This window comes from Pandoraea captiosa (genome assembly GCF_902459775.1).
In the GTDB taxonomy this organism is placed as follows: Bacteria; Pseudomonadota; Gammaproteobacteria; order Burkholderiales; family Burkholderiaceae; genus Pandoraea; species Pandoraea captiosa.
The window spans coordinates 177,927-201,443 of record NZ_CABPSQ010000004.1; the positions used below are offsets into that span (position 1 = coordinate 177,927).

The window sequence follows — 23,517 nt, forward strand, 5'->3', positions numbered from 1 at the left end:
GAACGCTGTTATGGCATCCACATTGAATCCCAACCTGCTGCTCGCGATTCCGCTGGCGCCGCTCGTCGGCTCCATGATTGCCGGCCTGTTCGGCAAGCAAGTCGGACGCGCGGGCGCCCACACGGTCACGATCCTCGGCGTGCTGGTCGCGTTTGTCCTGTCGGTCATGACCTTTATCGACGTGTTGAACGGGGCGAGCTTCAACGCCACGGTCTACGAATGGGCGCGCATCGGCGAGCTCAAGCTCGAGATCGGTTTCCTCGTCGACACGCTCACCGTCACGATGATGTGCGTGGTCACCTCCGTCTCGCTGATGGTGCATATCTACACCATCGGCTACATGGCGGAAGATCCTGGCTACCAGCGCTTCTTCTCGTACATCTCGCTGTTCACGTTCTCGATGTTGATGCTCGTGATGAGCAACAACTTCCTGCAACTGTTCTTCGGCTGGGAAGCGGTGGGGCTGGTCTCGTACCTGCTGATCGGTTTCTGGTACACGCGTCCGACCGCGATCTACGCCAACATGAAGGCGTTCCTGGTCAACCGTGTCGGTGACTTCGGCTTCCTGCTCGGTATCGGCCTGCTGCTGGCGTTCACCGGCACGCTGAACTACGGCGAAGTGTTCGCCAAGGCCAACGATGTCGCGGCCCTGTCGTTCCCGGGCACCGACTGGCGCCTGATCACCGTGGCCTGTATCTGCCTGTTCATTGGCGCAATGGGTAAGTCGGCGCAGTTCCCGCTGCACGTCTGGCTGCCGGACTCGATGGAAGGCCCGACCCCGATCTCGGCGCTGATTCACGCGGCAACGATGGTGACGGCCGGTATCTTCATGGTGAGCCGTATGTCGCCGCTGTTCGAACTGTCGGACACTGCGCTGTCGTTCATCACGATCATCGGTGCGATCACGGCGTTGTTCATGGGCTTCCTGGGCATGATCCAGAACGACATCAAGCGTGTCGTGGCCTATTCGACGCTTTCGCAGCTCGGTTACATGACGGTCGCGCTCGGCGTGTCGGCCTACCCGGTCGCCATCTTCCACCTGATGACGCACGCGTTCTTCAAGGCGCTGTTGTTCCTCGGTGCGGGCTCGGTCATCATCGGCATGCATCACGATCAGGACATGCGCAACATGGGCGGCCTGTGGAAGTACATGCCGATCACGTGGATCACGTCGCTGCTCGGCTCGCTGGCTCTGATCGGCACGCCGTTCTTCTCGGGTTTCTATTCGAAGGACTCGATCATCGAAGCGGTGGCTGCCTCGCATCTGCCGGGTTCGGGCTTTGCCTACTTCGCCGTCGTCGCCAGCGTGTTCGTCACGGCGTTCTACTCGTTCCGCATGTACTTCCTGGTCTTCCACGGCAAGGAACGTTTCGGTCAGGCGCATGCGCATGATCATCACGATGCGCACCACGAGGAAGAAGAGGATTCGCACGACGAGCACCACGGTCTGGCCCCGGGCCAGAAGCCGCACGAGTCGCCGGCTGTCGTCACGATTCCGCTGATTCTGCTGGCGATTCCGTCGGTCATCATCGGCGCCATTGCGATTGCCCCGATGCTCTTCGGCGAGTTCTTCAAGCAGGGCGTGGCGTTCAAGGACGTGATCTTCATTGGCGAGAATCATCCGGCGATGGAAGAGCTCGGTCACGAGTTCCACGGCTGGGTGGCGATGGCGCTGCATTCGTTCGGCACGCTGCCGATCGCGCTGTCGGCGCTGGGCATCATCCTGGCGGCGTTCTTCTACCTGAAGCGCCCGGATATTCCGGAAGCGCTGAAGAACAAGTTCTCGGGTGTCTACAAGCTGCTCGATAACAAGTACTACATGGACAAGATCAACGAAGTGGTCTTCGCCAAGGGCGCGCTCAAGATTGGTCGCGGCCTGTGGAAGGCGGGCGATCAGGGCCTGATCGACGGCGCGCTTGTGAATGGCAGCGCACGTCTGGTGGGCTGGTTCGCCGGCGTCATCCGCTTCGTCCAATCCGGTTACATCTATCACTACGCGTTCGCCATGATCATCGGCATGCTCGGGCTCCTGACGCTGTTTGTGACGTTGAACGGCAAGTAACAGGGGGAGCCAATAACAATGCAATCGCTACCGCTTCTGAGTCTGGCCATCTGGCTGCCCATCATCTCGGGGATCGTCGTCCTCGCGGTGGGTAACGACCGCAATCCGGGCGGCGCACGCGCGCTGTCGCTCATCGGTTCGCTGCTGAGCTTCCTGGTCACGCTGCCGCTGATCTCGAATTTCGACGCCAAAGCCTCTGCGTTCCAGTTCGTCGAGAAATCGAGCTGGATCGAACGCTTCCACATCAACTACTTCCTCGGCATCGACGGCATATCGCTGTGGCTGGTCGTGCTCACAGCGCTCATCACGGTGATCGTGGTGATCGCGGGCTGGGAAGTGATCACGGAGCGTGTGGCGCAGTACATGGCCGCATTCCTGATCCTCTCGGGTCTGATGATCGGCGTGTTCTCGGCACAAGACGGCATGCTGTTCTACGTGTTCTTCGAAGCCACGCTGATCCCGATGTATCTGATCATCGGTGTGTGGGGCGGACCGAACCGTGTGTACGCAGCGTTCAAGTTCTTCCTGTACACGCTGCTCGGCTCGCTGCTGATGCTCATCGCGCTGATCTATCTGTACAACGTGACGGGTTCGTTCACGCTGACCGACTGGTACGCCGCGAAGCTGCCGATGAACGTGCAGATACTGCTGTTCGTGGCCTTCTTCATGGCCTTCGCCGTGAAGGTGCCGATGTGGCCGGTGCACACCTGGCTGCCGGACGCCCACGTGGAAGCGCCGACGGGCGGCTCGGTCGTGCTGGCGGCAATCATGCTCAAGCTCGGCGCATATGGCTTCCTGCGCTTCTCGCTGCCGATCGCACCGGACGCCAGCCATTACCTGTCGGGTCTGATGGTCGCGCTCGCGCTGATCGCCATCGTGTACATCGGCCTCGTGGCACTGGTGCAGACGGACATGAAGAAACTCGTGGCCTATTCGTCGATTGCTCACATGGGTTTCGCGATCCTCGGCTTCTTCATGTTCAGCGAAATCGGCATGCAGGGCGCGATGGTGCAGATGATCTCGCACGGTTTCGTCTCGGGCGCCATGTTCCTGTGTATCGGGGTGCTGTATGACCGCATGCACTCGCGCAACATCGCCGACTACGGTGGTGTCGTGAACACGATGCCGAAGTTCGCCGCATTCCTCATGCTGTTCGCGATGGCCAACAGCGGTCTGCCGGCAACGTCGGGTTTCGTGGGCGAATTCCTGGTGATTCTCGGTGCCGTGAAGCTGAACTTCTGGGTGGGCCTGCTGGCTGCGACCTCGCTGATCACCGGTGCTGCGTATTCGCTGTGGATGTACAAGCGTGTGATTTTCGGCGCGATCGCCAACGATCACGTGCGCGAACTGGTCGATATCAACAAGCGTGAGTTCTTCATGCTGGCCGTGCTCGCAGCGCTCACGCTGTTCATGGGTATCTATCCGAAGCCCTTTACGGACCTGATGCACACCTCCGTGGTTAACCTCCTCGCCCACGTGGCGCAGACCAAGCTGCCGTAATCGGGGAGGACATCTAGATCATGCAAAACATTAATCTGCTGCCTGCGTTGCCGGAGGCCATTCTGCTGCTCATGATCCTCGTGATCATGATGTGCGACGCGTTCCTCGGCCAGACGCGCAAGCTCAACTACGTGCTGGCGCTCATCACGTCCGCTGTCGTTTCCGTTCTGTGGGCGTGCAACGCCGGGGACCCGACGTCGCATTACCTGTTCGGTAACGTGTTCATCGCCGACCCGATGTCGAACCTGCTCAAGGCCTTCGGTGGTCTGGCAACGTTCGTCACGTTCATCTACGGCCAGAAGTATCTGGAAGCGCGCGGGCTCGCCCGGGGTGACTTCTACGTCCTCAGTCTGTTCTCGCTGCTCGGCCTGTCGGTGATGATCTCCGGCAACAGCTTCCTGACGCTCTATCTGGGTCTGGAGCTGATGTCGCTGTCGCTGTACGCCCTGGCTGCGGTGTGGCGTGACTCGACGAACGCGACCGAGTCGGCCATGAAGTACTACGTGCTGGGCGCGCTCGCTTCGGGCTTCCTGCTGTACGGTATGTCGATGATGTACGGTGCGACCGGTTCGCTCGAACTCGCCAAGGTCTTCGAAGTGATCGCTTCGGGCGCCGTGAACAAGATCGTGCTGGTGTTCGGCGTGGTGTTCGTGGTGGCCGGTCTGGCGTTCAAGCTGGGGGCCGCGCCGTTCCACATGTGGGTGCCGGACGTCTATCAGGGCGCACCGACCCCGGTGACGCTGCTCATCGGTGGCGCACCGAAGCTGGGTGCCTTTGCACTGCTGCTGCGCTTGCTCGTCGAAGGCATGCTGCCGCTGGCGATCGACTGGCAACAGATGCTGATCATTCTGGCGGTGCTCTCGCTGGTGATCGGTAACCTGACGGCCATCGTGCAGACCAACGTTAAGCGTCTGCTGGCTTACTCGACGATCTCGCACATGGGCTTCGTGCTGCTGGGCATGCTCTCGGGCGTGGTGGGCGGCAAGATCGACGGTATCGCCGACGCCTACGGCTCGTCGCTGTTCTACAGCGTGATCTACCTGCTGACCACGCTGGGCACGTTCGGTATCGTGCTGCTGCTCTCGCGTCAGGGCTTCGAGGCCGAGAACCTCTCGGACCTGAAGGGTCTGAACCAGCGTAGCCCGTGGTTCGCGTTCGTCATGCTGATGCTGATGTTCTCGCTGGCCGGCATTCCGCCGCTCGCAGGGTTCTACGCCAAGCTGGCCGTGCTCCAAGCGGTGGTGAACGCCGGTATGGTGTGGCTGGCGGTGGTGGCGGTGATCGCTTCGCTGATCGGTGCGTTCTACTACCTGCGTGTCGTGAAGCTGATGTACTTCGACAAGGCCGAAGACACCAACGCGCTGCAAGGCGGCGGCGCCATGCGCTTCGTCCTGTCGCTCAACGGTCTGGCCATGCTCTATCTGGGCCTGATGCCGGGCTCGCTGATGGACTGGTGCCTGCGTACGATCAAGCTGACGCTGGCGAGCTGATTCGTCCGGCCTGGCGCAATTCGCAAATACGGAAGAGGGAGTCGAACGATGGGCATGTCGGCAGGAGGAACGCTGGTGATTCTGCTGGCCGTGCTGGGTGCGAACCTGCCGTTCGTGAACCAGCGGCTGTTCGGCTTTCTCCCGCGCAAGACGGCGGTCAAGCCATTGTGGCTGCGTCTGATCGAGATGGTGGTGGCGTACTTCGTTGTGGGGGCGCTGGGCTATCTGATCGAGTCGGGCATCGGCAACGTGTTCTCGCAGGGTTGGGAATTCTATGCCGTGACCGCAAGCCTGTTCGTCGTGTTCGCGTTTCCGGGCTTTGTCTACCGGTATTTGTGGCGTCATCGACCGGCGGCTGCCGCGTGAGATGGATGCTTCGCAAGACGCCGCCCCGAGGGCGGCGTTTTGTATTTTGGGTTCGCCAATTTTCAGTCGTGGAGGGCTTATGACCCAACCTCAGAACGACGATCTGCACCTGATCGAGACGGGTATCGAGAGCGATACGGTCTATGAAGGCGCATTCCTGACCATCAAGCGCGATCGTGTGCGCCTGCCCGACGGCAAGACGGCGGTGCGCGAGTACACGACGCATCCGGGCGCGGTCATGGTCATTCCGCTTTTCGAAGACGGACAGGTGCTCATGGAGCGTCAGTATCGTTATCCGCTTCAGCGCGTGATGACGGAGTTGCCGGCCGGCAAGCTCGACGAGGCGGAGGGCGGACTGGTGTGCGGGCAGCGCGAACTGCTCGAAGAGACCGGCTACATGGCCAAGCGGTGGGACTATCTCACGCGGATTCACCCGGTGATTTCCTATTCGACGGAGTTCATCGATATCTGGCTCGCGCGCGATCTGACGAAGGGCGAGCAGCGTCTGGACGAGGGGGAATTTCTCGATGTCTTCAAGATGCCCGCGACGGAGCTGATTCAGTGGGTGCGAGACGGGCGGATCACGGACGTTAAGACGATCATCGGCGCGTTTTGGCTGGAGAAGATATTATCGGGAGTCTGGCAGCCCGGTGAACGTTCGCCGTTGCGCTGATTTCCCGTCATACGGTCATTTTTCGATCCCCGACCCCGGCGCTGGCCGGGGTGAGGACATCTACGTTGCATCATGAAGGTTTTTGATCTGCGTTGTGCCCATGAGCACACCTTCGAGGGCTGGTTCGGCTCGGAGGACGATTACCTCTCGCAGCAGGCGCGGGGGCTCGTGAGCTGCCCGGTGTGCGGCGATACGGCCATCGTGCGCACGCCGTCTGCCCCCCGGTTGAATCTGTCGGGGGCGACCTCCCGCACGGAAGCACCGGCGCCGACGTCAGGCAACGGTCCGGCGCGTGCCGATGCGCCATCGCCCGAAGTCGCCCAGGCACAGCGTCAGTTGCAGACGCTATGGATGAAGGCGATACGGCATGTCATCGCCAACACCGAAGACGTTGGCAGTAACTTCGCCGAAGAGGCTCGCAAGATTCACTATCAGGAAGCCCCGGAGCGCAATATCCGCGGTACGACGTCGCGTGAAGAGGCCGAGGCGCTTGCGGAGGAGGGCATCGACATCATGTCGCTGCCGCTGCCCGATGGCGTGAAGGAAACGCTGCAATAGCGATTGCGGCGTGCCCCGCCCTGGGGACTCGACGGCCGAGTCGCGTCATGCATAATGCTCATCTGATGCATGCCGACGCCGATCGCGCTATGCACATCGATCACTCGCACACCGGGAGGTTGGGATGGCAACGCTTGAGTACTACTTTGAAGACTTCGCTGTCGGGGACACCTTCGATCTCGGCGAATACACGTTCACGGCAGACGAAATCGTGCACTTCGCGCGGCAGTTCGATCCGCAGCCCTTTCACGTCGACGAAGCCGCCGGGCGCGAGTCGCACTTCGGCGGGCTGGTGGCCAGTGGATGGCATACGTGCAGCATCATGATGCGCATGAACGTCGACAAGTTGCTGTCGCGCTCGTCGAGCATGGGGTCTCCCGGGGTCGAGCAGATCGAATGGCTCAAGCCGGTGCGTCCCGGCGACACCCTCAACGTGACGAGCAGCACGCTCGAAGTGCGCGCCTCGAAGAGCCGTCCGGATCGCGGCATCGTGCGTCAACTGTGGACGGCGACAAATCAGCACGGTGAAGAAGTCTGCCGTTTCCGGGGCACCGGGTTGTATCTGAAGCGGGCGGTGTGAGCGACATAGCCGACAGGCGGCGACACGGTGTCGCCGCTTTGCCAGGTGCCTCGCGCGTTTCGATGTCCGTGTAAATCCCGCTGTTCCCGCTTTCGCAATTCTCTGTGTCCCGCAATACGCCCATCGCCTGTCAAGGTTGACAGGTGCGCCGGGTTATCGTCGCTCCTAATATTCATCTCACATGTCTCGGACGGAGATTGAGATGAATGCGAGCAAGCGGGCGATGACGATCAGTGAATTCACACTGGAGATTTCGTCCGGTTCGGAGTTTGTCTACAACAATGGTCTGAGCCAGGCGCGGATCACGATCATCATCGCGGCCGACAGCACGCTGACGAAAGACGAGCGCGACAGTCTGCGACTGTGCGATGCCGATAGTCGGCAGACGATTCCTGTGGTCGATTCTTCGGTGCCTGTGCCTGCTGCCTGGGGGGCATCCACGCAGAAGAATGCCTACGACTTCTACCCATCAGGGGCGACACCCCCAACGCTGGCGCCCGATACGAAGGCAAGGGTCCAGGAGGTGTTCCATCAGTACGTTCAGACAGCCGATTTCGCCGGTACTCGGCGGAAATTCGGCGCGCGCATCACGCTGGACGCCGGCGGGGATGTGTACTCCATGGATACTGAAGGTAGCAAAGGGGAAGTCGAGATTGTTTCGTCGCAGTACCCAATGCCGAGTTTTTCCGCATGGCATATGGAATGGGACAACCCCGACAAGTTCGAGGTTGGATCCACCATCAAGGTCACCGTCTATCACCTTGGTATGACGGACAACGGCAAGCGATACGGCATCCGCACGATCACCGTCGCCCCACAGAGTTGGGCCAGCACGTTCCGATGGTTGTCACCCAACTCCTCCACGGGCGCGTTCTGCGGCTATGCGCCGCCACCTGACACGCAAACCCCGCAGCAACGTTTCGTCTACTCGCACGAGTCGTCCATGGGCGACTATCGGCCGGCGACCAACAATTATTCAAGGCACGGCTGCGCATCGGTGGCGTTCGTCTCGCGCGTTGGCGGCCTCCCGTATGCGGGCGGCGTGAACATGCAAGGGAGTGTCTACATCTTGCGCGATCAGTACGGAACGACGCATCGCGTGCGCGTAAATATCGCCACATCTCTCGATGAAATGACATTGACGCAAGCCTGACGAAGATCCGACGGTGCACGTGCACGGCGAATCGCGCAACTGGGTCCGGGGCTGCATCGTATGCCAACAGGTTGAAGTCGCAAGGAGTTCGGTATGGGCGAGCCGGTCCCGCAACCCGCACAAGCCGACCGGAATTCGCTGTATTCCGGGGCACAGAGTTTTCTCAGCTTCCTCGAGAAAGGCGTCGATCCGCGCACGGGTACGTATACCGTGCGCGTTGCGTTGCCGGTCATGGCCATGAATGCGTTGGCCGGACCGGACTTGAAGCTCGCGCTCAGCTTCGATCCAATGCAGAACGTGGACGCGGGGCTTGGCCGCGGCTGGAACTGGGGCCTCTCGCAACTGCAACCGGCTGCCCGGCGTTTGCGATTGTCTGACGGCGAGACGCATCTTGCGCTGCTGACCGATGCGAGCATCACATTGCCGGACCAAAAGTTGCCCAGCGTCATGGTGGAGAAGTTCGCCACGAGAGTGGTCGTGACCTATCGGTCCGGCCAACGCGAGATTCTGGAGCCCTTTCAGCCTTCCGAGCCGCTTACCCCGTGGGTGCCGGTGGAAATCGTGTCACCGCAGGGGCGGTCGGTTTTTCTGACCTGGCAGGCTTTCGAGGGGGAACCGTCGCTCGCTGCGATGAGCGATCAGGAGCGCGGCGAATTGCTGCGTGTCGTGCGTACGCCGCAGGCGGTCGCCATCACGGTGGCGGGCCCGGTGCCGGTTGTCTACGAGATGGCGCTTAGCGACCACCTCGTGACGGCGGTCCGTTTGCCGTTGTCCGGCAAACCCGGCTGGACGTTCAAATACGAGCGATACACCAACGCCGATCTCGCGTTCATTTCGGAGGTCACGTCGCCCACCGGTAGTGTGGAACGCATGGCCTACGAAGAAGCTGGCCATCGCTTTCCGGCGCGCTCGAACGAAGCGCCTGGCACGCCGCCGTCTTATCTCCCGTACGTCACCCGCTATGTGATGGAGCCGGGGGCCGGTCAGCCTGCGCGAGTCACGACGTACACCTACTCGACAGAAAATTTTCTGGGGTACGACGCCGGCGTCGACTGGGAAGACGCCACCGATGCGCTCTATAAAGTCACTTCCGATTATCGCTATTCGTGCGTCGAATCGCAGATCGATGAAAGCGGCGCCGAGCCTGTGGTGTTGGCGACGGTGTACCGCGAGTTCAACCGTTTTCACCTGCTCATGGAGGAACGGCGCGAAGAGGACGGCTGCGAATACACGCAACTGAATGTCTATCACGATGAAACGGGCAAGCCATACGACCAGCAGCCGGCCATTGTGCAATTGCCGCGACAACAGACGGTGCGGTGGCGCCGCGCTGGGGTGTCGCGCTCGGAGATGACGACGCATCGGTATGACGCGTGGGGCAATCCGATCGAGGTCGTCATGCCGGACGGCGTCCGCCAGACGACCGACTATTACGATCCGGCGGGCGAGGACGGCTGTCCTGCCGATCCCGTGTGGAAGACGCCACGCACGGTCAAGGCGCATACGATGCTGCCGGGGGACGCCACACCGCGCAGCCCCGGCATGAAGCCCACGGCGGTCGCACCTACACGGATGCAGCGATTTCGCTATGAGCGCTATCCATCGCTGGTCTCCGGCGCCGCCGACTTTCTGGCCCTCTCGGAGCAGTCGCAACTGGCAGACGGTGTGACGTTCGACAAGGTCGCGATCGCTTACTTCAACCGGCCGACATCGACGCTGTTGCATGGTCGCGTCATGTGGCGCGCCCAGACCTTGGGCGGGCACACCACCACGATCGATTTCTCCTATGCGAAGACGGCGACGGATCTCGTGACGACGACGCACCAGCATACCGATTTCGACGACACCGAAAGTGCGACCGTGACGCACACCTCGATCCACACCGGATTGGACACGCTCGTGCAGAGCACGGACGAGGTCGTCACATCGCGATACGACATGCTGGGCCGGTTGGTCGAAGAATCGACGACGCCCACCTCGGAGGACGCGGCCTACACCACCACGCTGCGCTATGGCTACACGTTCCCGAGCGCACCCGGTGGTTCGACGACGCAGCAGACGACACGGGATTCGGGGATCGTCGAGACCGCCTACTTCGACGGCACGGGACTGAACGTACGTCTGACCCGTAGCACCCCTGACGTGGCCGATGGTGAAACGCTGGAATTGACAAGGCATGATTTCGACGCGCGGGGTCGCAAAGTCAAGAGCACGATGACGGACCGCATCTGCGACACGACGCTCGTGCGCACGATGCGGTTCGCATACGACGGGTGGGGGCGCTGTCACGCGGTGGTGAGACCGGACGGCGTGACAGAACATGACGAGTGGAATGCGGTGACGCAAGTGGCGACGCATTGGCTCGAAGGCGGCGGCAAGTGCTCGGGGGTGACGTCGCGCACCTACAACCGCTTCGCCGAAATAGAACGTGAGACCCGTACCGACACGGCAGGCCGGCTGGTAAGTCAATGGACTTACGCCTATGACGGTTTGGGGCGGCGCGTGAGCGCAGTCGATACGTCACGCCGCGAGACCACGTACACGTACGATTTCGCGGACCGCACGAGCCACGTCGATCTCGCTAATGGCGATACATTCGACTATGCCTACGCCGCCCATTCGCTTGACGCCGGTATTGCACAAGTGAACGTGAACGGCACCGAATTAGGGAAGCGTACGTTCGATGGTCTGATGCGTGTGACCGACCAGACGGTGGGCGGGCGTACCACGACGTGGTCGTTCGAGCTCGACCGCAAGCATCCGGTCCAACAGACGAACGCCGCGGGGCAGGTGGTGACCTTTGCACTCAATCCCTCGTTGGCGGAGGTGCCGCAACAACGCGTCTCCGGTCCTGTGCAGACCACGTACGAGCATGACCCGCACACGGGGCAGCTTCTGACGGCGACGCAGGCGGGCGGCTCGATGGCCAGTGCGACGTATCATTGTGAGCGCTACACCAGCGGTGCCGCGCACATCGAGACCTGGACGGATGATGCCGGTGAGCACCGCTCGGTGCACGAATGGACATTGCTCGGTCTGCCCGCATCGTATGAGGATGCCGCGGGCCAGATGCACCGCTATCGATACGATCCCGACACCGGGCAGTTAATGGAGTACACCTGCGGCGACGCCGTGCTCACCTATTCGTGGGACTCGCTTGGCCGGCTGGACGGACAGATCCTGTGGCAGGGCGGCGCATTACGCCTGACGACGACATTCGGATACGACGACTTCGGGCGCGAGATACGACGCGAAACGGTCGCGCCAGGCCGGACGCCACTGGTGTTGACGCAGGGCTACAACGATCTCGACTTGCTGGTGAGCCGTACGCGTGTGGAAGGCGGCGTACAGCGGTTGCAGGAGTCGATGGCGTACGACCGGCGCGATCGGCTCGATACCTATTACACAACAGGGACGGAAAGCCCGCCGGACCCTCACGATCCTTCGAAACGAATCTCCGTGCAGCAATGGGTGCACGACGCGTTCGACAACATAGCCGAAATTCTGACGTGGCACGACGGCGTGGGTACCCCTGCCACAGTGACTTACCACTACGAAAACGATGACGATCCTACGCAACTCACCGCATTCGAGCGGACCGGGTACGGCGCGGCAAACGGACGATTCACGCTCGGCTACGATGCGGCGGGACGCGTGACCAACGACGGGCTGGGCAACACGTACACGTACAACGAGCAGGATCAGATGACGTCCGTGCAGCGAAGCGGACAGACACCGACCGAGTACGGTTACAACGCGCTCGATGAGCAGGCGCTCGTCATGCGGTCGGGCCAGCCGACGCGTCATCGGATCTTCCGTCGCAACAAGTTGGCCGTGGAAGTGCAGGGCACGCTCTCGCGCAGTTATCTCGATGGCGCGGCGGGGACTCTCGATTCGTCGGGACAATTGCTCGCGTACACCGTTGATCGGAAGTCGAGCGTGCTCGAAGTGCATGCGAGCGGCGATGCGACGCGCGGTATCGCCTATTCACCGAGCGGCTATCGCCGGGCGGACGTACCTGACAGTGTTCCCGGTCAGGACGGCGAAATGGTCGATCCGGCGACGCAGGGGATCTGGCTGGGCAATGCGCGGTTGTATTCCCCCGTGCTGGGTCGCTTTCTGGTGCCTGACACCTACGTTCCGTTCGACGGCGGTGGTCTGAACGCCTACGCACGTGTCGACCCTCTGAACTCCATCGATCCGACGGGGCATATTCCGGGATGGCTCGGAGGATTGGTTACCGCGGTGACCAGTACCATCGCGGTCGCGTTGGCCGTATTCTCGGCGGGGATTATGACGCCGGTGAGCGGGGCGATCGCGGCGGCGGGAACCGGGGCCGGGGCGTCGGTGACGGCGGGGGTGGCGGCGGTGGGCGTCACGGCGGCTGCGACGACCGGCGTGTCGGCGGCATCGGCGGTGACGACAGGCATTTCGATCGCGACGATGTCGGCCAACTTCGGCATGCTGAGCACAGTGGCACAGATGTCATTTATTAGTACGGTCAGCATCAATACGACCATCATCGGCGTTTCGGCAGCGAACTCGATCGCGGCGGCAACCGGTAACGACAATCTCTCCGGCGCACTGAGCTTTACCGCCACTGTCCTCGGCGCAATCGACATTGGGGCAGGCTTGGGATTCGCTGTCGCAAATGCACGCATGGCCGCACGTGCAGCGAACGTCGGCACGACTGGCACGCGAGGCAGCCTGACAAACAGCGATTCGCTATTCGAACTGGCAGACGACGCGACGAACACGCCGATAGGTCCTGTCGGTGGGAGAGGCACGGGCGGCGCCCGCAGCACGCTCAGTACCGCGCCTGAGTCCCGCCCGCCTTCCAGCACGAGCATGCTGAATAAGAGGATCGGTAGCGAATCGACATCGCTTGGTGGGAGATCGAACGCATCGTCGAGTAGCGGAAGCCGGGCATCGACGCCGACGCGCCCGGTCGTGCCTCACGGCACCGCCACCGTCATGGCGGTCAGATCTGCAGGCCATATCGCGGGTATCGCGGCACGCACCATGTCGGAACTCTCCAGTCGTCCGAATTCCGCGCTGAGCCAGCGCAGTTCGCCATCGCTGAGTCTGCGCATGCGCTCCTATGATCGTGAGCAGGTGCATGCGCAGAACAGGCAGGTTCACTTCGATGATGTCGAAGACACATGGCTTTAAGCGGAGGCAGCGAAATGAGAGTCGGCAACCTGCGGAAGTCCCCCGATCGGGCGGTCCCCTACCTTGCCTTCAAGGTCGATGTCGAGGTCGACGCGAATGGCGTCACGGAAGAATACCTGGCCGCCCACGGCGACGTATTGTCGGCGAGCACGCAGATGTACCCGCCGTTCACTGAACCTGACGACATGTTGTTCTGCTCGATCAATGGCGCAGATATCGCGTCGATGACACGCCCGCTGACCGATAACGACGTCGGAGCGGAAATCGTCGTGAACTTCCCGGGCGATGTGCTGCGCGGCCTCACCTCCGGCGAGTATGCATTCACGTATCGATGCGAGGCGCCGGACGGCACGGTGATCGGGCTGTCTGCGCAGAAGATGATTCTGGTCGATCTCACCCCCTCGCTGACGCTGATACCGCCGCAGGTCGAGCATGGGGGCGACGGCAATCTCAATCCGATGCTCGCGCTGCAAGGTGCCAAGGTGCAGGTGCGTTATCAGGGCATGACGGCCGGACACCGCGTGCAGGTTCACTGGGATGGCACCCCGGGCGACGGCACGATCGATACGGCCTTCGAGACAGTCCCGGCACCGCAGCCGGACTTCCTCGAGTTCGCGATCGCGCCCGCCGTGGTTGCGGCCAATGTCGGCGCGCCGGCGTGCGACGTGCGCTATACGGTGTCACGCAGCGGCGCCGATCAGACGAGTCCGGCCTTCTTGCTGAGCGTGTTGCGGTTCATGCCGAACAATATGCCGGTGCCGCAATTGCCGGACCTTGCCGGTAACGATTACATCGAGCCGGACAAGTTGCCGAATGGCGCGCGGGTGCAGCTTCAGCCGTGGCGTCTCGCGTTCGAGCGACAACGATTGTGGTTTTGGGCCGAGGGCGAGCATGAAGACAGGCCGGGCGAGAGTTATGTGTGCGCGATGCGGGATGGACTTCCGATTACGGCGACGGAGGCGCAACAGGGAATCGATGTACTGATTCCGTCGTCGTGGCTGGGTGTCTTGAAGCACGGTTCGCGTTTGATGATCCGCTATCAGGTCGGGTTTCATGACGAGGGACGACAGGACGGGTTCAACGTGTCGTTCGAGGTGCGCAACCGTTGAGGCATGAGCGCACGGAACAGGAAGTGAGGGATCGAAGTTTGCGGTGCGACGAGAGGGCGGCGTTCGCCATGTTAACCAGAAGGTATGCGGGAGGTACGTCATGCGCACAGTTCGACGGAACGATTCGTTTCACGGCCGGCGGGTAGTCCAGACGCTGCTCATCTGCCTGTTGATGGGGTATCGGAGTGTCGCCTTCACGGCCGATACGATGACGAGCGGGGCGGGTGGGGCGGCAGGGGCGGCTGACACGCAGGCAAGCGCAGTCGCCGTGCCACCATCGACAGGCGCGATGCCGAAGCACGACCATGCGTTGCCGTTGATCGAGATGCGACAGAAGGATAACGACAAGCCGTGCTCGTTCAGCTTGTACGACGGTCAGAAGATCAACTTCAGGAACGACTCGTCAGGTTGCGTGAACGACGAATACTACTTCTTCAAGATCACCGGCGCCCACGAAGGGATGTGGGTCGAGATCCAGAATAATCCTGACTGTGGGTACAACGAGTCGTACGCGGCTTATGTGGTGTCGTTTCAAGACACGTCGACCGGCGATATCGGGGCAACGCGAGTCGAACTCTCGCAGCATAAGGCGGTGGGTACGCGATTGCTTGACGGCAACGGCAAACCCTACCTGGTGGCAGACGGCTGGCGAGGCAGCAGTCAGTTGCAGGGCGCGGTGTCGTGCGTCAAGGTGGGGGCGCTATTGCCGGACGGGCCGTTCGCGTTTGAATCGTCAGTCGTGGATTTGCCCGGGCATCCGGTCTGCCTCGGACTGAATTCGCACTATGGCGGCACGCAAAGTCTCGGGGTGCAGTGGTGCGACTCCGCTTACGATCGACCGATGCAGGCGTTTTACGGCACCCTCACGGAAGTGCCGGTGTACTACGCGCAGTGGATACCGCGGACCAAGGCATTTACGCCTTTCATCGGCGTTGGGATAGCTCATCGCAAGATGGTTGCCAATGTCAAGCAAACGCCGACTGACGCTGTGGCGGCGCCCTTGAGTTTCGACGAGGCGACAGGTCGACTCACGCTCGGCGGTCTGTTATGTGCCTTCAGTTCCCCGACGTATGTGGAAATGCATCCCTGCACGCCGGGTACGCCGTCGCCGCAAGAAGTGTGGAAGAGAGTCCCGTGGACGCCGGTGAGTACGTCGCAGTGAGCGGAGCGCTTATCATCGACCGACAAGCTAGCGAAGGTGGCCTCGCTCTCGCAACGGCGCAGCGCAGGCCACTTTCCATGCCGCGTTGTCGACCATCTCGCTGGCGACATCCGGTATGACTGCGGCACGCCAACACGGGGCGTCAGTGCGACAAATCGCTAACCGATGCCGACGGCGCGTCGTGCTTGACTTGCTTGATGCCGTCTTCCATCTGTTCCGCGTTGGAGAACATCTGGCTTTGTCCGATGATCTCGCCGTTGCGAGCCTTGAGCACGAAGTAAGGCCGCCCCGATGTCGAGGTCTTGCGCTCGAAACGGTGATCCTCGGCGGAGTTCTTCCGAACGGATTCGATGCCGTTCTGCGCGGAGGCGCGCGCTTTGTAACTCTCGGAGGAGAGGATGGTGTGGCCGCTCTCGCCCAGCAGGTAAAAGTGAAATTCACCGTTGGGGCTGCGCTTGAGTTCGAACTTGCCTGACATATGTGGATCTCCCGGATCTTCCAATGGCCAGCGGCGAGGGACTGCGAACTGCAAGGTGACGGCGGCGTTGCGCCGCGTCGGAGAATGCGCCTAGATTAGCACCGCACGGTCTGTGGCGATACCGCACTTTGTTTCGAAGTGTAAACCACTTTGCGCAGTACATCGCCGCAGGGCCGCCGCCATGGCGACTGCCCTGCGGTACGCCGAATCAGCGCCGCGCGTACTGCGTGGCGCCGAACAGCATTTCGCGCGCCTTGTCGTCCTGCAACGGCTTGCGGGCGTCGGCGAGCACCTTGATGCCGCGCTGGACCGCCGGACGCACCTCGATCGCCTCGAACCACTTCTGTACGTTCGGAAAGTCCGAAAGCTCGACCCCCTGGTTCTTCCACGAACGCAGCCATGGCCAGATGGCGATGTCGGCCACCGTGTACATGTCGCCGGCGACATACGGATGGTCGCCAAGTCGCTTGTCGAGCACGCCATACAGACGTCGCGCCTCGTTGGTGTAGCGCTTGATCGCGTAATCGATCTTCTCGGGCGCGTAGATCCGGAAGTGGTGCGCCTGACCGAGCATCGGCCCGACCCCGCCCATCTGGAACATCAGCCATTGCAGCGTTTCATACTTGCCGCGCACGTCTTCCGGGAGGAAACGGCCGGTCTTGCCCGCCAGGTACAGCAGAATCGCCCCCGATTCGAACAGGGAAATCGGCTTGCCATCGGGGCCGTCTTCGTCAACGATGGCGGGAATCTTGTTGTTCGGCGAGATGGCGAGAAATTCGTCCTTGAACTGATCGCCCGCGCCGATATCGACGGCATGGGCGTGGTATGCGAGTCCACACTCTTCGAGCATGATGTGGACCTTGTGGCCGTTGGGCGTGGCCCAGGAATAGACCTGAATCAATTGCGGCTCCTCGTGGATCCTCGTGGATGCATCGGTCGGCAGACAGCGCTGCCGGGAAAGTTACCGGAAAAACTGCCCGGAAATTACACCACAGAACGTTTTTCCCTGCCGGCCATGGGGTCGGACGTCCACTTTGCACCTATCGAGGGCTTGATCCAGGGCCGATCTAGGGCCGATCCGGCGCGTGAATCGCCTCCTCCACCGGGTATTTCGCCAGTTCCAGCTTCGCAATGGCATTGCGATGGACCTCGTCCGGCCCGTCGGCGAAGCGCAAGGTCCGGGCGCTGGCATAGGCATATGCCAGCGGGAAATCGCCGGACAGACCCGCCGCGCCGTGCGCCTGCATCGCCCAGTCGATCACCTGGCACGCCATGTTCGGGGCGACCACCTTGATCATCGCAATTTCGGCGCGTGCCGCCTTGTTGCCGACCGTATCCATCATGTACGCCGCCTTGAGCGTGAGCAGGCGCGCCTGCTCGATCAGACACCGCGCCTCGCCGATGCGCTCGCGCGTGACGCCCTGAGCCGCAATGGGCTTGCCGAACGCCACGCGTGAGAGCGTGCGCTGGCACATCAGCGACAGCGCGCGCTCGGCCAGCCCGATGAGGCGCATGCAGTGATGGATTCGACCGGGGCCAAGCCGACCCTGCGCGATTTCGAAGCCACGGCCCTCGCCGAGCAGCATGTTGGTCGCAGGCACGCGCACGTCGTCGAGCACGATTTCCATGTGGCCGTGCGGGGCGTCGTCGTAGCCGAAGACGGTGAGTGGGCGAACGCGCGAGACGCCCCTGGCGTCGGCGGGGATCAGAATCATCGACTGCTGGGCGTGTTTCGGCGCATCGGGGTCTGTCTTGCCCATCACGATGTATAGCGCGCAGCGCGGATCGCCCGCGCCCGTCGACCACCATTTGCGACCGTTGACGACATAATCGTCGCCGTCGCGACGGATGCTGCATTGCACGTTGGTGGCATCGCTCGACGCCACGTCCGGCTCCGTCATCAGAAACGCGGAGCGGATCTCGCCGCGCAGCAGGGGTTCGAGCCATTGCGCCTTTTGCGCATCGGTGGCGTAGCGCTCCAGGGTCTCCATGTTGCCGGTGTCGGGCGCATTGCAGTTGAACACTTCCGGCGCCCAGGGCACCTGTCCCATGATCTCGCACAAAGGCGCGTATTCGACGTTGGTGAGGCCTGCGCCGCGGCCCGAGTCCGGCAGGAACAGATTCCACAGGCCCGCCTGCTGTGCGAGCGGTTTGAGACGCTCGATCACCTGGGAGGGCTGCCACGCGTCGCCACGGCGGCGGGCGACTTCGATTTCTTCGAGATAACGCTGCTCGTTCGGAAAGATGTGCGCATCGAAGAACGCCGAGAGACGCTCACGCAGCGCTTCGACTTTCGGGCTGTAGCTGAAATCCATGGTGTCTCCGTTCGATGAGGTGGGTTCGCCGATGTGCGTTCAATGAAGTGCGTTCAATGAGGTGCGTTCAATGAAGTGCGGCTGCCGTGCACTGGCACTGTTTATGAGCGTTCCGAATGATCCGAGCCTTCCAGGCGTTCTGCGCGTTGCGCGTAAGTCCATGCCAGTTCCGCCATCGGGCGTGCGCGTCGGCCGGCGTCCATCGCTTGCTCACTCGCGGCGGTGCCGTCGCTCACGCGCTTCATGATGCCTTGCAGAATCGCCGCGATGCGAAACATGTTGTAGGCCAGATAGAAATGCCACTGCGCCGGCGGCGCGATGCCTGTGCGCTCGCTGTAGCGGCGGATATAGACATCTTCCAGGGGGATGCCGAGCGAGGGCCAGTCGAGGCCCGCGATGCCACGGAACACGCCCGGGCTCACATGCCACGCCATGCAGTGATAGCTGAAGTCGGCCAGCGGATCGCCCAGGGTAGAGAGTTCCCAGTCGAGCACGGCAAGCACGCGCGGCTCGCTTGGATGGAAGATCAGGTTGTCGAGGCGGAAGTCGCCGTGCACGATGGTTGTGCGCTCCGGCGCTTCGGGCGTATGGGGCGAATGGGGCGGCAGGTGCGCCGGCAACCACTCGATGAGACGGTCCATGGCGTCGATGGGCACTGTCTCCGAGGCGCGGTACTGCTTGCTCCACCGCGCAATCTGGCGTGCCATGTAGTCACCCGGCTTCCCGTACGACTCGAGACCGATCGCACGATAGTCGACCCGGTGCAGCGCCGCAATGACGCGATTCATTTCGTCGTAGATGGCGCTGCGTTCGAGCGGCGTCATGCCGGGCAGCGACGGGTCCCACAACACGCGTCCTTCCACGAAATCCATGACGTAGAACGCGAGTCCGATCACGCCTTCGTCCTCGCAAAGCGCGCGCATTCGGGCGACGGGGACATCGGTGGCGGCCAGCGCGTGCATGACGCGATACTCGCGCTCGATGGCATGCGCCGACGGTAGCAGTTTTGCCGCAGGCGCCGGCTTGGTGCGAAGCACGTATGCGGCAGCGGGCGTCGTCAGGCGATAGGTGGGATTGGATTGGCCGCCATTGAACTGCGTGATGGCAAGCGGCCCGGCGAATCCCTCGATGTGCGAGGCGAGCCAGCGCTCGAGCGCCTCGGCATCGAAGGGCAGGCGTGTACCCAATGCGCGCTCGCCTGCAAACGCGGAAAAGTCCTGTCCAAGCTCCTCGGCCATGCTGTCTCCTGCATTTCCGGTGCTGCGTTGATCCAGACTGATGCGTCAGAATATGCGTTCTGATGCGTGGGGTGCTACAGGTCTCTCAATGTGCCATGTGCGCTGCTGAGCGGGCGTGTGCCGTCTCAGCGCGGCAGCCGTGAGCGCACAAACGACGCAAAGATCTTTTCCATGACGGTGAGCCGATTGCCGACATGCAACGGCTGCGGCGGTGCAAAGTTCGTGAGGCGCACCACCCAGTCGTTCGGCTTGTCGCCCACGTCCAGCGCATTGATGCATGCCGGCGCCTGCGCCAACTGGCCGAGGAAAAGGCGCCCTTGCGGATGCAGGGCATGCGAGAGGATCGCGCGATTGACGCCGCCGTGCAACACGAGCAGCACGGTATCCCACGATGTGTCGGCGCGCAGTTCGGCCAGTGGCGGAATCACGCGGTCGAGCAACTCGCGCACCGATTCGCCGTTCAAAAAGCGGGTGGCTTCCGGCACCAGACCGTCGAACGCACCGAGAAACGCCTGCGCCAGGTCGGCCGGTGGCAGCTCGGAGATGCTTCCGGCACGGATTTCCTGCCAGCATGTCCACGTCTCGATGTCGACGCGTTGTCCGGTCTCGGCCAGCACGCGCTCGGCCGTCTCGCGCGTGCGCGGCAGACCGCTCACGATCACGCGGTCGAAGCGCAGATTCTCCGCGGCGAACGCGCGCCCGGCCGCAGTGGCCTGTTCGCGCCCCAGCGCGTTGAGCGACACGGTATCGGCGTCGATGGGCTTGCCGCTGTCGTCGAAATAGGTCACGTCGCCGTGGCGCATCAGGTAGATGCGTCGGCGCCCTGGCGGGGTGAACGCCAAAGGACCCGTTGCGGCGCCGGACGCGGCGCCAGGGTGATGGCTGTTGGGGGCGGAGGTGCCGGGGGAACTCATGCGGAAATTCTCCTGATCGATGCCGGGCTGTCGGCCACAACGTCGCAGATGCCAACGACCAATATCGACGACGGGTGTCTACGAAGGGGCGCTGACGGCCGGGCTTTGACCGTCGGAAGTTGAGGGTCGGTGCACGCCAATGGTTCGTGTGCACCGGGTGTTTTCACACGATCAGGTGTATTTTGCCGGACGTTTTTCGAGGAAGGCACTGATGCCTTCCAGTCCGTCGGCGTGGTGAAGCGAAGCGACGAAGTTATCGCGCTCGGCACCGAGTTGTGAGGTGAGCGTCTGACTCGCGCCGCTGTCGATGAGCGACTTGATGCGGCCGACCGCGTTCGGCGAGAGTTGCGCCAGATCCGTCGCCCAGTTCAGCGCTTCGGCACGCGCCTGTCCCGGCGCAACCACCCGATTGACGACTCCCGCCGTGGCCAGACGTGCTGCCGACACCGGTTTGCCCTCCATCAGGATTTCCGTGGCGAGCGGGCGGGGCAGCGCCTGCGACAGGAACCACGAAGCACCGCCGTCGGGCGTGAGTCCCACCTTGACGTACGCCATGACGAACTTGGCGTTGTCGGCCGCAACGAGCAGGTCGCATGCCAGGGCGAGCGAGAACCCGGCACCGGCAGCGGCGCCTTCGACGGCCGCGATGATCGGCTTCGGGCAGGCGCGCAGCGCTTCGATCCACTCGGCCAGCGCGTCGATGCTGGCGGCCTGCACAGACGGATCCTTCTGACGATTCTCCAGCAGGCGGTTCAGGTTGCCGCCTGCGCAGAAAAAGTTGTCGGCGCCGGTGAGTACCACGGCGCGCACGGACGCGTCGCGCTCGGCGGTCGCAAGCGCCTCGACGCCGGCGGCGTACATGTCGGGGTGCAGCGCGTTGCGCGCACCTGGGTTGGACAGCGTCAGCACCAGGGTATGGTCGACGCGTTCGGCGAGCAGTTCAGCGGCCATCAGTCGGGTCTCCGGATCACTGTTCTTCGGTGAGCAGCGACACGCCGAGTTGCGCGCGACGCGTGAGCCACGGCGACGGACGATAACGCGGGTCGCCATAGAACGATTGCAGATTACGCAATACCGTGAGCAACTGGCGTGCGCCCACGGCGTCGCCCAGCGCCAGCGGGCCTTTAGCATACCCAAGGCCCAGCGTGACGGCGCGGTCGATGTCGCCCGGCGTTGCAATCCGCTGCTGTGCGATGTCCGCGCCGATATTCACGATCGTGGCGATCACGCGCTGCGCGACGAAACCGGCCGAGTCGCGGATCACCGTCACCGGCGTGCCGCCATGGGCAAAGAGCGCGTGTGCGGCGTCCCGGGCATCGCGGCTGGTCACGGGCGTGGTCATGATCGTGTGACGCTTCGCGCCCGCGAGCGGCAGCAGCGTATCGATGGCGACCGTGCGGGTGGCATCCAACCCTTGCTCGACGGCGCAGGTCGTAGCATCCAGACCGAGCGGAGTGACGACGATGAGCGCCGTGTCCGAGGGCTTGTCGCCATTTTCGAGGGTCACGCCCGTCGCACCAAGCAACTCGACCACAGCGGCAAAACCGCGCGTGTCGGCACGACTGACCCAGACGCTCGCAGGCAGCGTATCCGGCGCGGGTGCTTCGGGCGGCACTTGCTGCTTGCCGTCGACATAGCGGTAAAAGCCTTCGCCGACCTTGCGCCCGAGCAGTCCTCCGGCGAATCGTACGGCCGTGATCGGCGACGGGCGAAAGCGCGCTTCTTCATAAAACTGGTGATAGATCGATTCCATCACCGGATGCGAGACGTCGAGTGCCGTGAGGTCGAGCAACTCGAACGTACCAAGGCGGAAACCGGCCTGTTCGCGCAGAATGCGGTCGATGTCGGCGAAGCTGGCGACGCCTTCGCCGGCAACGCGCAGACCCTCGGTATTCATGCCGCGACCGGCGTGGTTGACGATGAAGCCAGGCATGTCCTTGCAGCGCACGGCCGTGTGACCCATGCGCTGGCCGAGCGCGAGCAGGGCGTCGCCGACTTCCGGCGCCGTGCGCAGGCCGTCGATGACTTCGACCACCTTCATGAGGGGGACCGGATTGAAGAAGTGATAACCGGCCACCCGCTCCGGGCGCTCGCACGCGGCGGCAATGGCGGTAATCGACAGCGACGACGTGTTGGAGGCCAGGATCGCGTCGGCAGCCACGATGCCTTCGAGCGAGCGGAACAGGTCGCGCTTGATTTCGAGCTTCTCGATGATCGCCTCGACGACCAGCTGGCAATCGGCCAGATCTTCCAGCGCGTTACAAGCCTGCAAACGGCCCATCGTCGCCTCGACGCTCGATGCATCGATCTTGCCCTTCGCAGCGAGCTTGTCGAGCGTGTCGCGCAGCGCGTCCAGGGCGGCTTGTACGGCCTTCGCGTTGGTGTCGTACAGCATCACCTGCAAACCGGCCTGAGCGGCGATCTGGGCGATGCCACGGCCCATTGCGCCGGCACCGACGATGCCCAGCACTTCGATGGCTTTGCCGGCGGTGGCCTGGGAGGGTGAGGGGGAGGATGCGGTCATTCGGAATGTCTCGAGGTTGGTGTCGATTATCGTCGATCGGTATTGTGGTGACGGCGGCTGTGACGGCGGCTGTGACGGCGGTTGTGTCGCCGTTGTGGCGGGGCGCAGCCTGTCGGCGTTGCGTCCTCCACGTAACGCGTCATTCTATCGTCCGACCGGTCGGTCGGGAAATGAATTTCCTCCCGAATGACCGCGCGATGCAAACCGATGCCCAAATCACGTT

General features: G+C 62.6%; 18 protein-coding genes. 11 read left to right on the forward strand and 7 right to left on the reverse strand.

Features of this window, described 5'->3' with window-relative positions; all coding sequences use genetic code 11:
* The first annotated feature begins 10 nt into the window (after window positions 1–10).
* The 11 genes from nuoL to PCA31118_RS14290 all read left to right on the forward strand — a co-directional run bounded on the left by nuoL (window position 11) and on the right by PCA31118_RS14290 (window position 15,825).
* Window positions 11–2,062: an NADH-quinone oxidoreductase subunit L gene (gene nuoL, locus PCA31118_RS14240; RefSeq protein ID WP_150625832.1), complete on the forward strand. Its 2,052-nt coding sequence runs from the start codon at window positions 11–13 to the stop codon at window positions 2,060–2,062.
* 18 nt (window positions 2,063–2,080) lie between these two features.
* Window positions 2,081–3,562: an NADH-quinone oxidoreductase subunit M gene (locus tag PCA31118_RS14245; RefSeq protein ID WP_044455304.1), complete on the forward strand. Its 1,482-nt coding sequence runs from the start codon at window positions 2,081–2,083 to the stop codon at window positions 3,560–3,562.
* A 20-nt stretch (window positions 3,563–3,582) separates the two neighbouring features.
* Complete coding sequence (gene nuoN, locus PCA31118_RS14250) at window positions 3,583–5,052, forward strand: NADH-quinone oxidoreductase subunit NuoN (RefSeq protein WP_150625833.1); 1,470 nt, start codon at window positions 3,583–3,585, stop codon at window positions 5,050–5,052.
* A 54-nt stretch (window positions 5,053–5,106) separates the two neighbouring features.
* Window positions 5,107–5,418 (forward strand): DUF2818 family protein, encoded by a 312-nt coding sequence (locus PCA31118_RS14255; protein ID WP_150625834.1) that lies wholly within the window; start codon window positions 5,107–5,109, stop codon window positions 5,416–5,418.
* A 79-nt stretch (window positions 5,419–5,497) separates the two neighbouring features.
* Window positions 5,498–6,091, forward strand: a complete 594-nt coding sequence (locus PCA31118_RS14260) for an NUDIX domain-containing protein (RefSeq protein ID WP_150625835.1) — start codon at window positions 5,498–5,500, stop codon at window positions 6,089–6,091.
* A 72-nt stretch (window positions 6,092–6,163) separates the two neighbouring features.
* Entirely contained in the window at window positions 6,164–6,649 is a 486-nt protein-coding gene (locus PCA31118_RS14265; protein WP_150625836.1) for a DUF1178 family protein, read from the forward strand.
* A gap of 124 nt (window positions 6,650–6,773) precedes the next feature.
* Window positions 6,774–7,229, forward strand: coding sequence for a MaoC family dehydratase (locus PCA31118_RS14270; RefSeq protein ID WP_150625837.1), 456 nt, complete (start codon window positions 6,774–6,776; stop codon window positions 7,227–7,229).
* A gap of 202 nt (window positions 7,230–7,431) precedes the next feature.
* Window positions 7,432–8,382, forward strand: coding sequence for a hypothetical protein (locus PCA31118_RS14275; RefSeq protein ID WP_150625838.1), 951 nt, complete (start codon window positions 7,432–7,434; stop codon window positions 8,380–8,382).
* Window positions 8,383–8,475: 93 nt separating this feature from the next.
* Window positions 8,476–13,554, forward strand: a complete 5,079-nt coding sequence (locus PCA31118_RS14280) for an RHS repeat domain-containing protein (RefSeq protein WP_150625839.1) — start codon at window positions 8,476–8,478, stop codon at window positions 13,552–13,554.
* 14 nt (window positions 13,555–13,568) lie between these two features.
* The gene (locus tag PCA31118_RS14285) at window positions 13,569–14,663 is read left to right on the forward strand and encodes a hypothetical protein (protein ID WP_150625840.1); all 1,095 of its coding nucleotides are present in this window, start codon (window positions 13,569–13,571) and stop codon (window positions 14,661–14,663) included.
* Between the two features lie 100 nt (window positions 14,664–14,763).
* A complete protein-coding gene (locus PCA31118_RS14290; RefSeq protein ID WP_150625841.1) occupies window positions 14,764–15,825 on the forward strand; it encodes a hypothetical protein in 1,062 nt (353 codons plus the stop codon).
* A 142-nt stretch (window positions 15,826–15,967) separates the two neighbouring features.
* Here the strand turns inward: PCA31118_RS14290 and PCA31118_RS14295 are convergent, their stop codons facing one another.
* From PCA31118_RS14295 to PCA31118_RS14325, 7 genes are all read right to left on the reverse strand, one after another.
* Complete coding sequence (locus tag PCA31118_RS14295) at window positions 15,968–16,303, reverse strand: YegP family protein (RefSeq protein WP_150625842.1); 336 nt, start codon at window positions 16,301–16,303, stop codon at window positions 15,968–15,970.
* 208 nt (window positions 16,304–16,511) lie between these two features.
* The gene (locus PCA31118_RS14300) at window positions 16,512–17,204 is read right to left on the reverse strand and encodes a glutathione S-transferase C-terminal domain-containing protein (protein ID WP_150625843.1); all 693 of its coding nucleotides are present in this window, start codon (window positions 17,202–17,204) and stop codon (window positions 16,512–16,514) included.
* Window positions 17,205–17,370: 166 nt separating this feature from the next.
* Complete coding sequence (locus PCA31118_RS14305; RefSeq protein ID WP_150625844.1) at window positions 17,371–18,618, reverse strand: acyl-CoA dehydrogenase family protein; 1,248 nt, start codon at window positions 18,616–18,618, stop codon at window positions 17,371–17,373.
* A 101-nt stretch (window positions 18,619–18,719) separates the two neighbouring features.
* A complete protein-coding gene (locus tag PCA31118_RS14310) occupies window positions 18,720–19,856 on the reverse strand; it encodes a phosphotransferase (protein WP_150625845.1) in 1,137 nt (378 codons plus the stop codon).
* A gap of 125 nt (window positions 19,857–19,981) precedes the next feature.
* Window positions 19,982–20,659, reverse strand: coding sequence for a histidine phosphatase family protein (locus tag PCA31118_RS14315; RefSeq protein ID WP_246190239.1), 678 nt, complete (start codon window positions 20,657–20,659; stop codon window positions 19,982–19,984).
* A gap of 282 nt (window positions 20,660–20,941) precedes the next feature.
* Window positions 20,942–21,721, reverse strand: a complete 780-nt coding sequence (locus PCA31118_RS14320; RefSeq protein WP_150625847.1) for an oxepin-CoA hydrolase, alternative type — start codon at window positions 21,719–21,721, stop codon at window positions 20,942–20,944.
* A gap of 16 nt (window positions 21,722–21,737) precedes the next feature.
* Complete coding sequence (locus tag PCA31118_RS14325; protein ID WP_150625848.1) at window positions 21,738–23,294, reverse strand: 3-hydroxyacyl-CoA dehydrogenase; 1,557 nt, start codon at window positions 23,292–23,294, stop codon at window positions 21,738–21,740.
* Between the last annotated feature and the right edge of the window lie 223 nt (window positions 23,295–23,517).

Coding starts and splice junctions, on each gene's coding strand:
- nuoL (WP_150625832.1), top strand. CDS start 11: ATGGCATCCACATTGAATCCCAACCTGCTGCTCGCGATTCCGCTGGCG.
- PCA31118_RS14245 (WP_044455304.1), top strand. CDS start 2,081: ATGCAATCGCTACCGCTTCTGAGTCTGGCCATCTGGCTGCCCATCATC.
- nuoN (WP_150625833.1), top strand. CDS start 3,583: ATGCAAAACATTAATCTGCTGCCTGCGTTGCCGGAGGCCATTCTGCTG.
- PCA31118_RS14255 (WP_150625834.1), top strand. CDS start 5,107: ATGTCGGCAGGAGGAACGCTGGTGATTCTGCTGGCCGTGCTGGGTGCG.
- PCA31118_RS14260 (WP_150625835.1), top strand. CDS start 5,498: ATGACCCAACCTCAGAACGACGATCTGCACCTGATCGAGACGGGTATC.
- PCA31118_RS14265 (WP_150625836.1), top strand. CDS start 6,164: ATGAAGGTTTTTGATCTGCGTTGTGCCCATGAGCACACCTTCGAGGGC.
- PCA31118_RS14270 (WP_150625837.1), top strand. CDS start 6,774: ATGGCAACGCTTGAGTACTACTTTGAAGACTTCGCTGTCGGGGACACC.
- PCA31118_RS14275 (WP_150625838.1), top strand. CDS start 7,432: ATGAATGCGAGCAAGCGGGCGATGACGATCAGTGAATTCACACTGGAG.
- PCA31118_RS14280 (WP_150625839.1), top strand. CDS start 8,476: ATGGGCGAGCCGGTCCCGCAACCCGCACAAGCCGACCGGAATTCGCTG.
- PCA31118_RS14285 (WP_150625840.1), top strand. CDS start 13,569: ATGAGAGTCGGCAACCTGCGGAAGTCCCCCGATCGGGCGGTCCCCTAC.
- PCA31118_RS14290 (WP_150625841.1), top strand. CDS start 14,764: ATGCGCACAGTTCGACGGAACGATTCGTTTCACGGCCGGCGGGTAGTC.
- PCA31118_RS14295 (WP_150625842.1), bottom strand. CDS start 16,303: ATGTCAGGCAAGTTCGAACTCAAGCGCAGCCCCAACGGTGAATTTCAC.
- PCA31118_RS14305 (WP_150625844.1), bottom strand. CDS start 18,618: ATGGATTTCAGCTACAGCCCGAAAGTCGAAGCGCTGCGTGAGCGTCTC.
- PCA31118_RS14310 (WP_150625845.1), bottom strand. CDS start 19,856: ATGGCCGAGGAGCTTGGACAGGACTTTTCCGCGTTTGCAGGCGAGCGC.
- PCA31118_RS14315 (WP_246190239.1), bottom strand. CDS start 20,659: ATGCGCCACGGCGACGTGACCTATTTCGACGACAGCGGCAAGCCCATC.
- PCA31118_RS14320 (WP_150625847.1), bottom strand. CDS start 21,721: ATGGCCGCTGAACTGCTCGCCGAACGCGTCGACCATACCCTGGTGCTG.
- PCA31118_RS14325 (WP_150625848.1), bottom strand. CDS start 23,294: ATGACCGCATCCTCCCCCTCACCCTCCCAGGCCACCGCCGGCAAAGCC.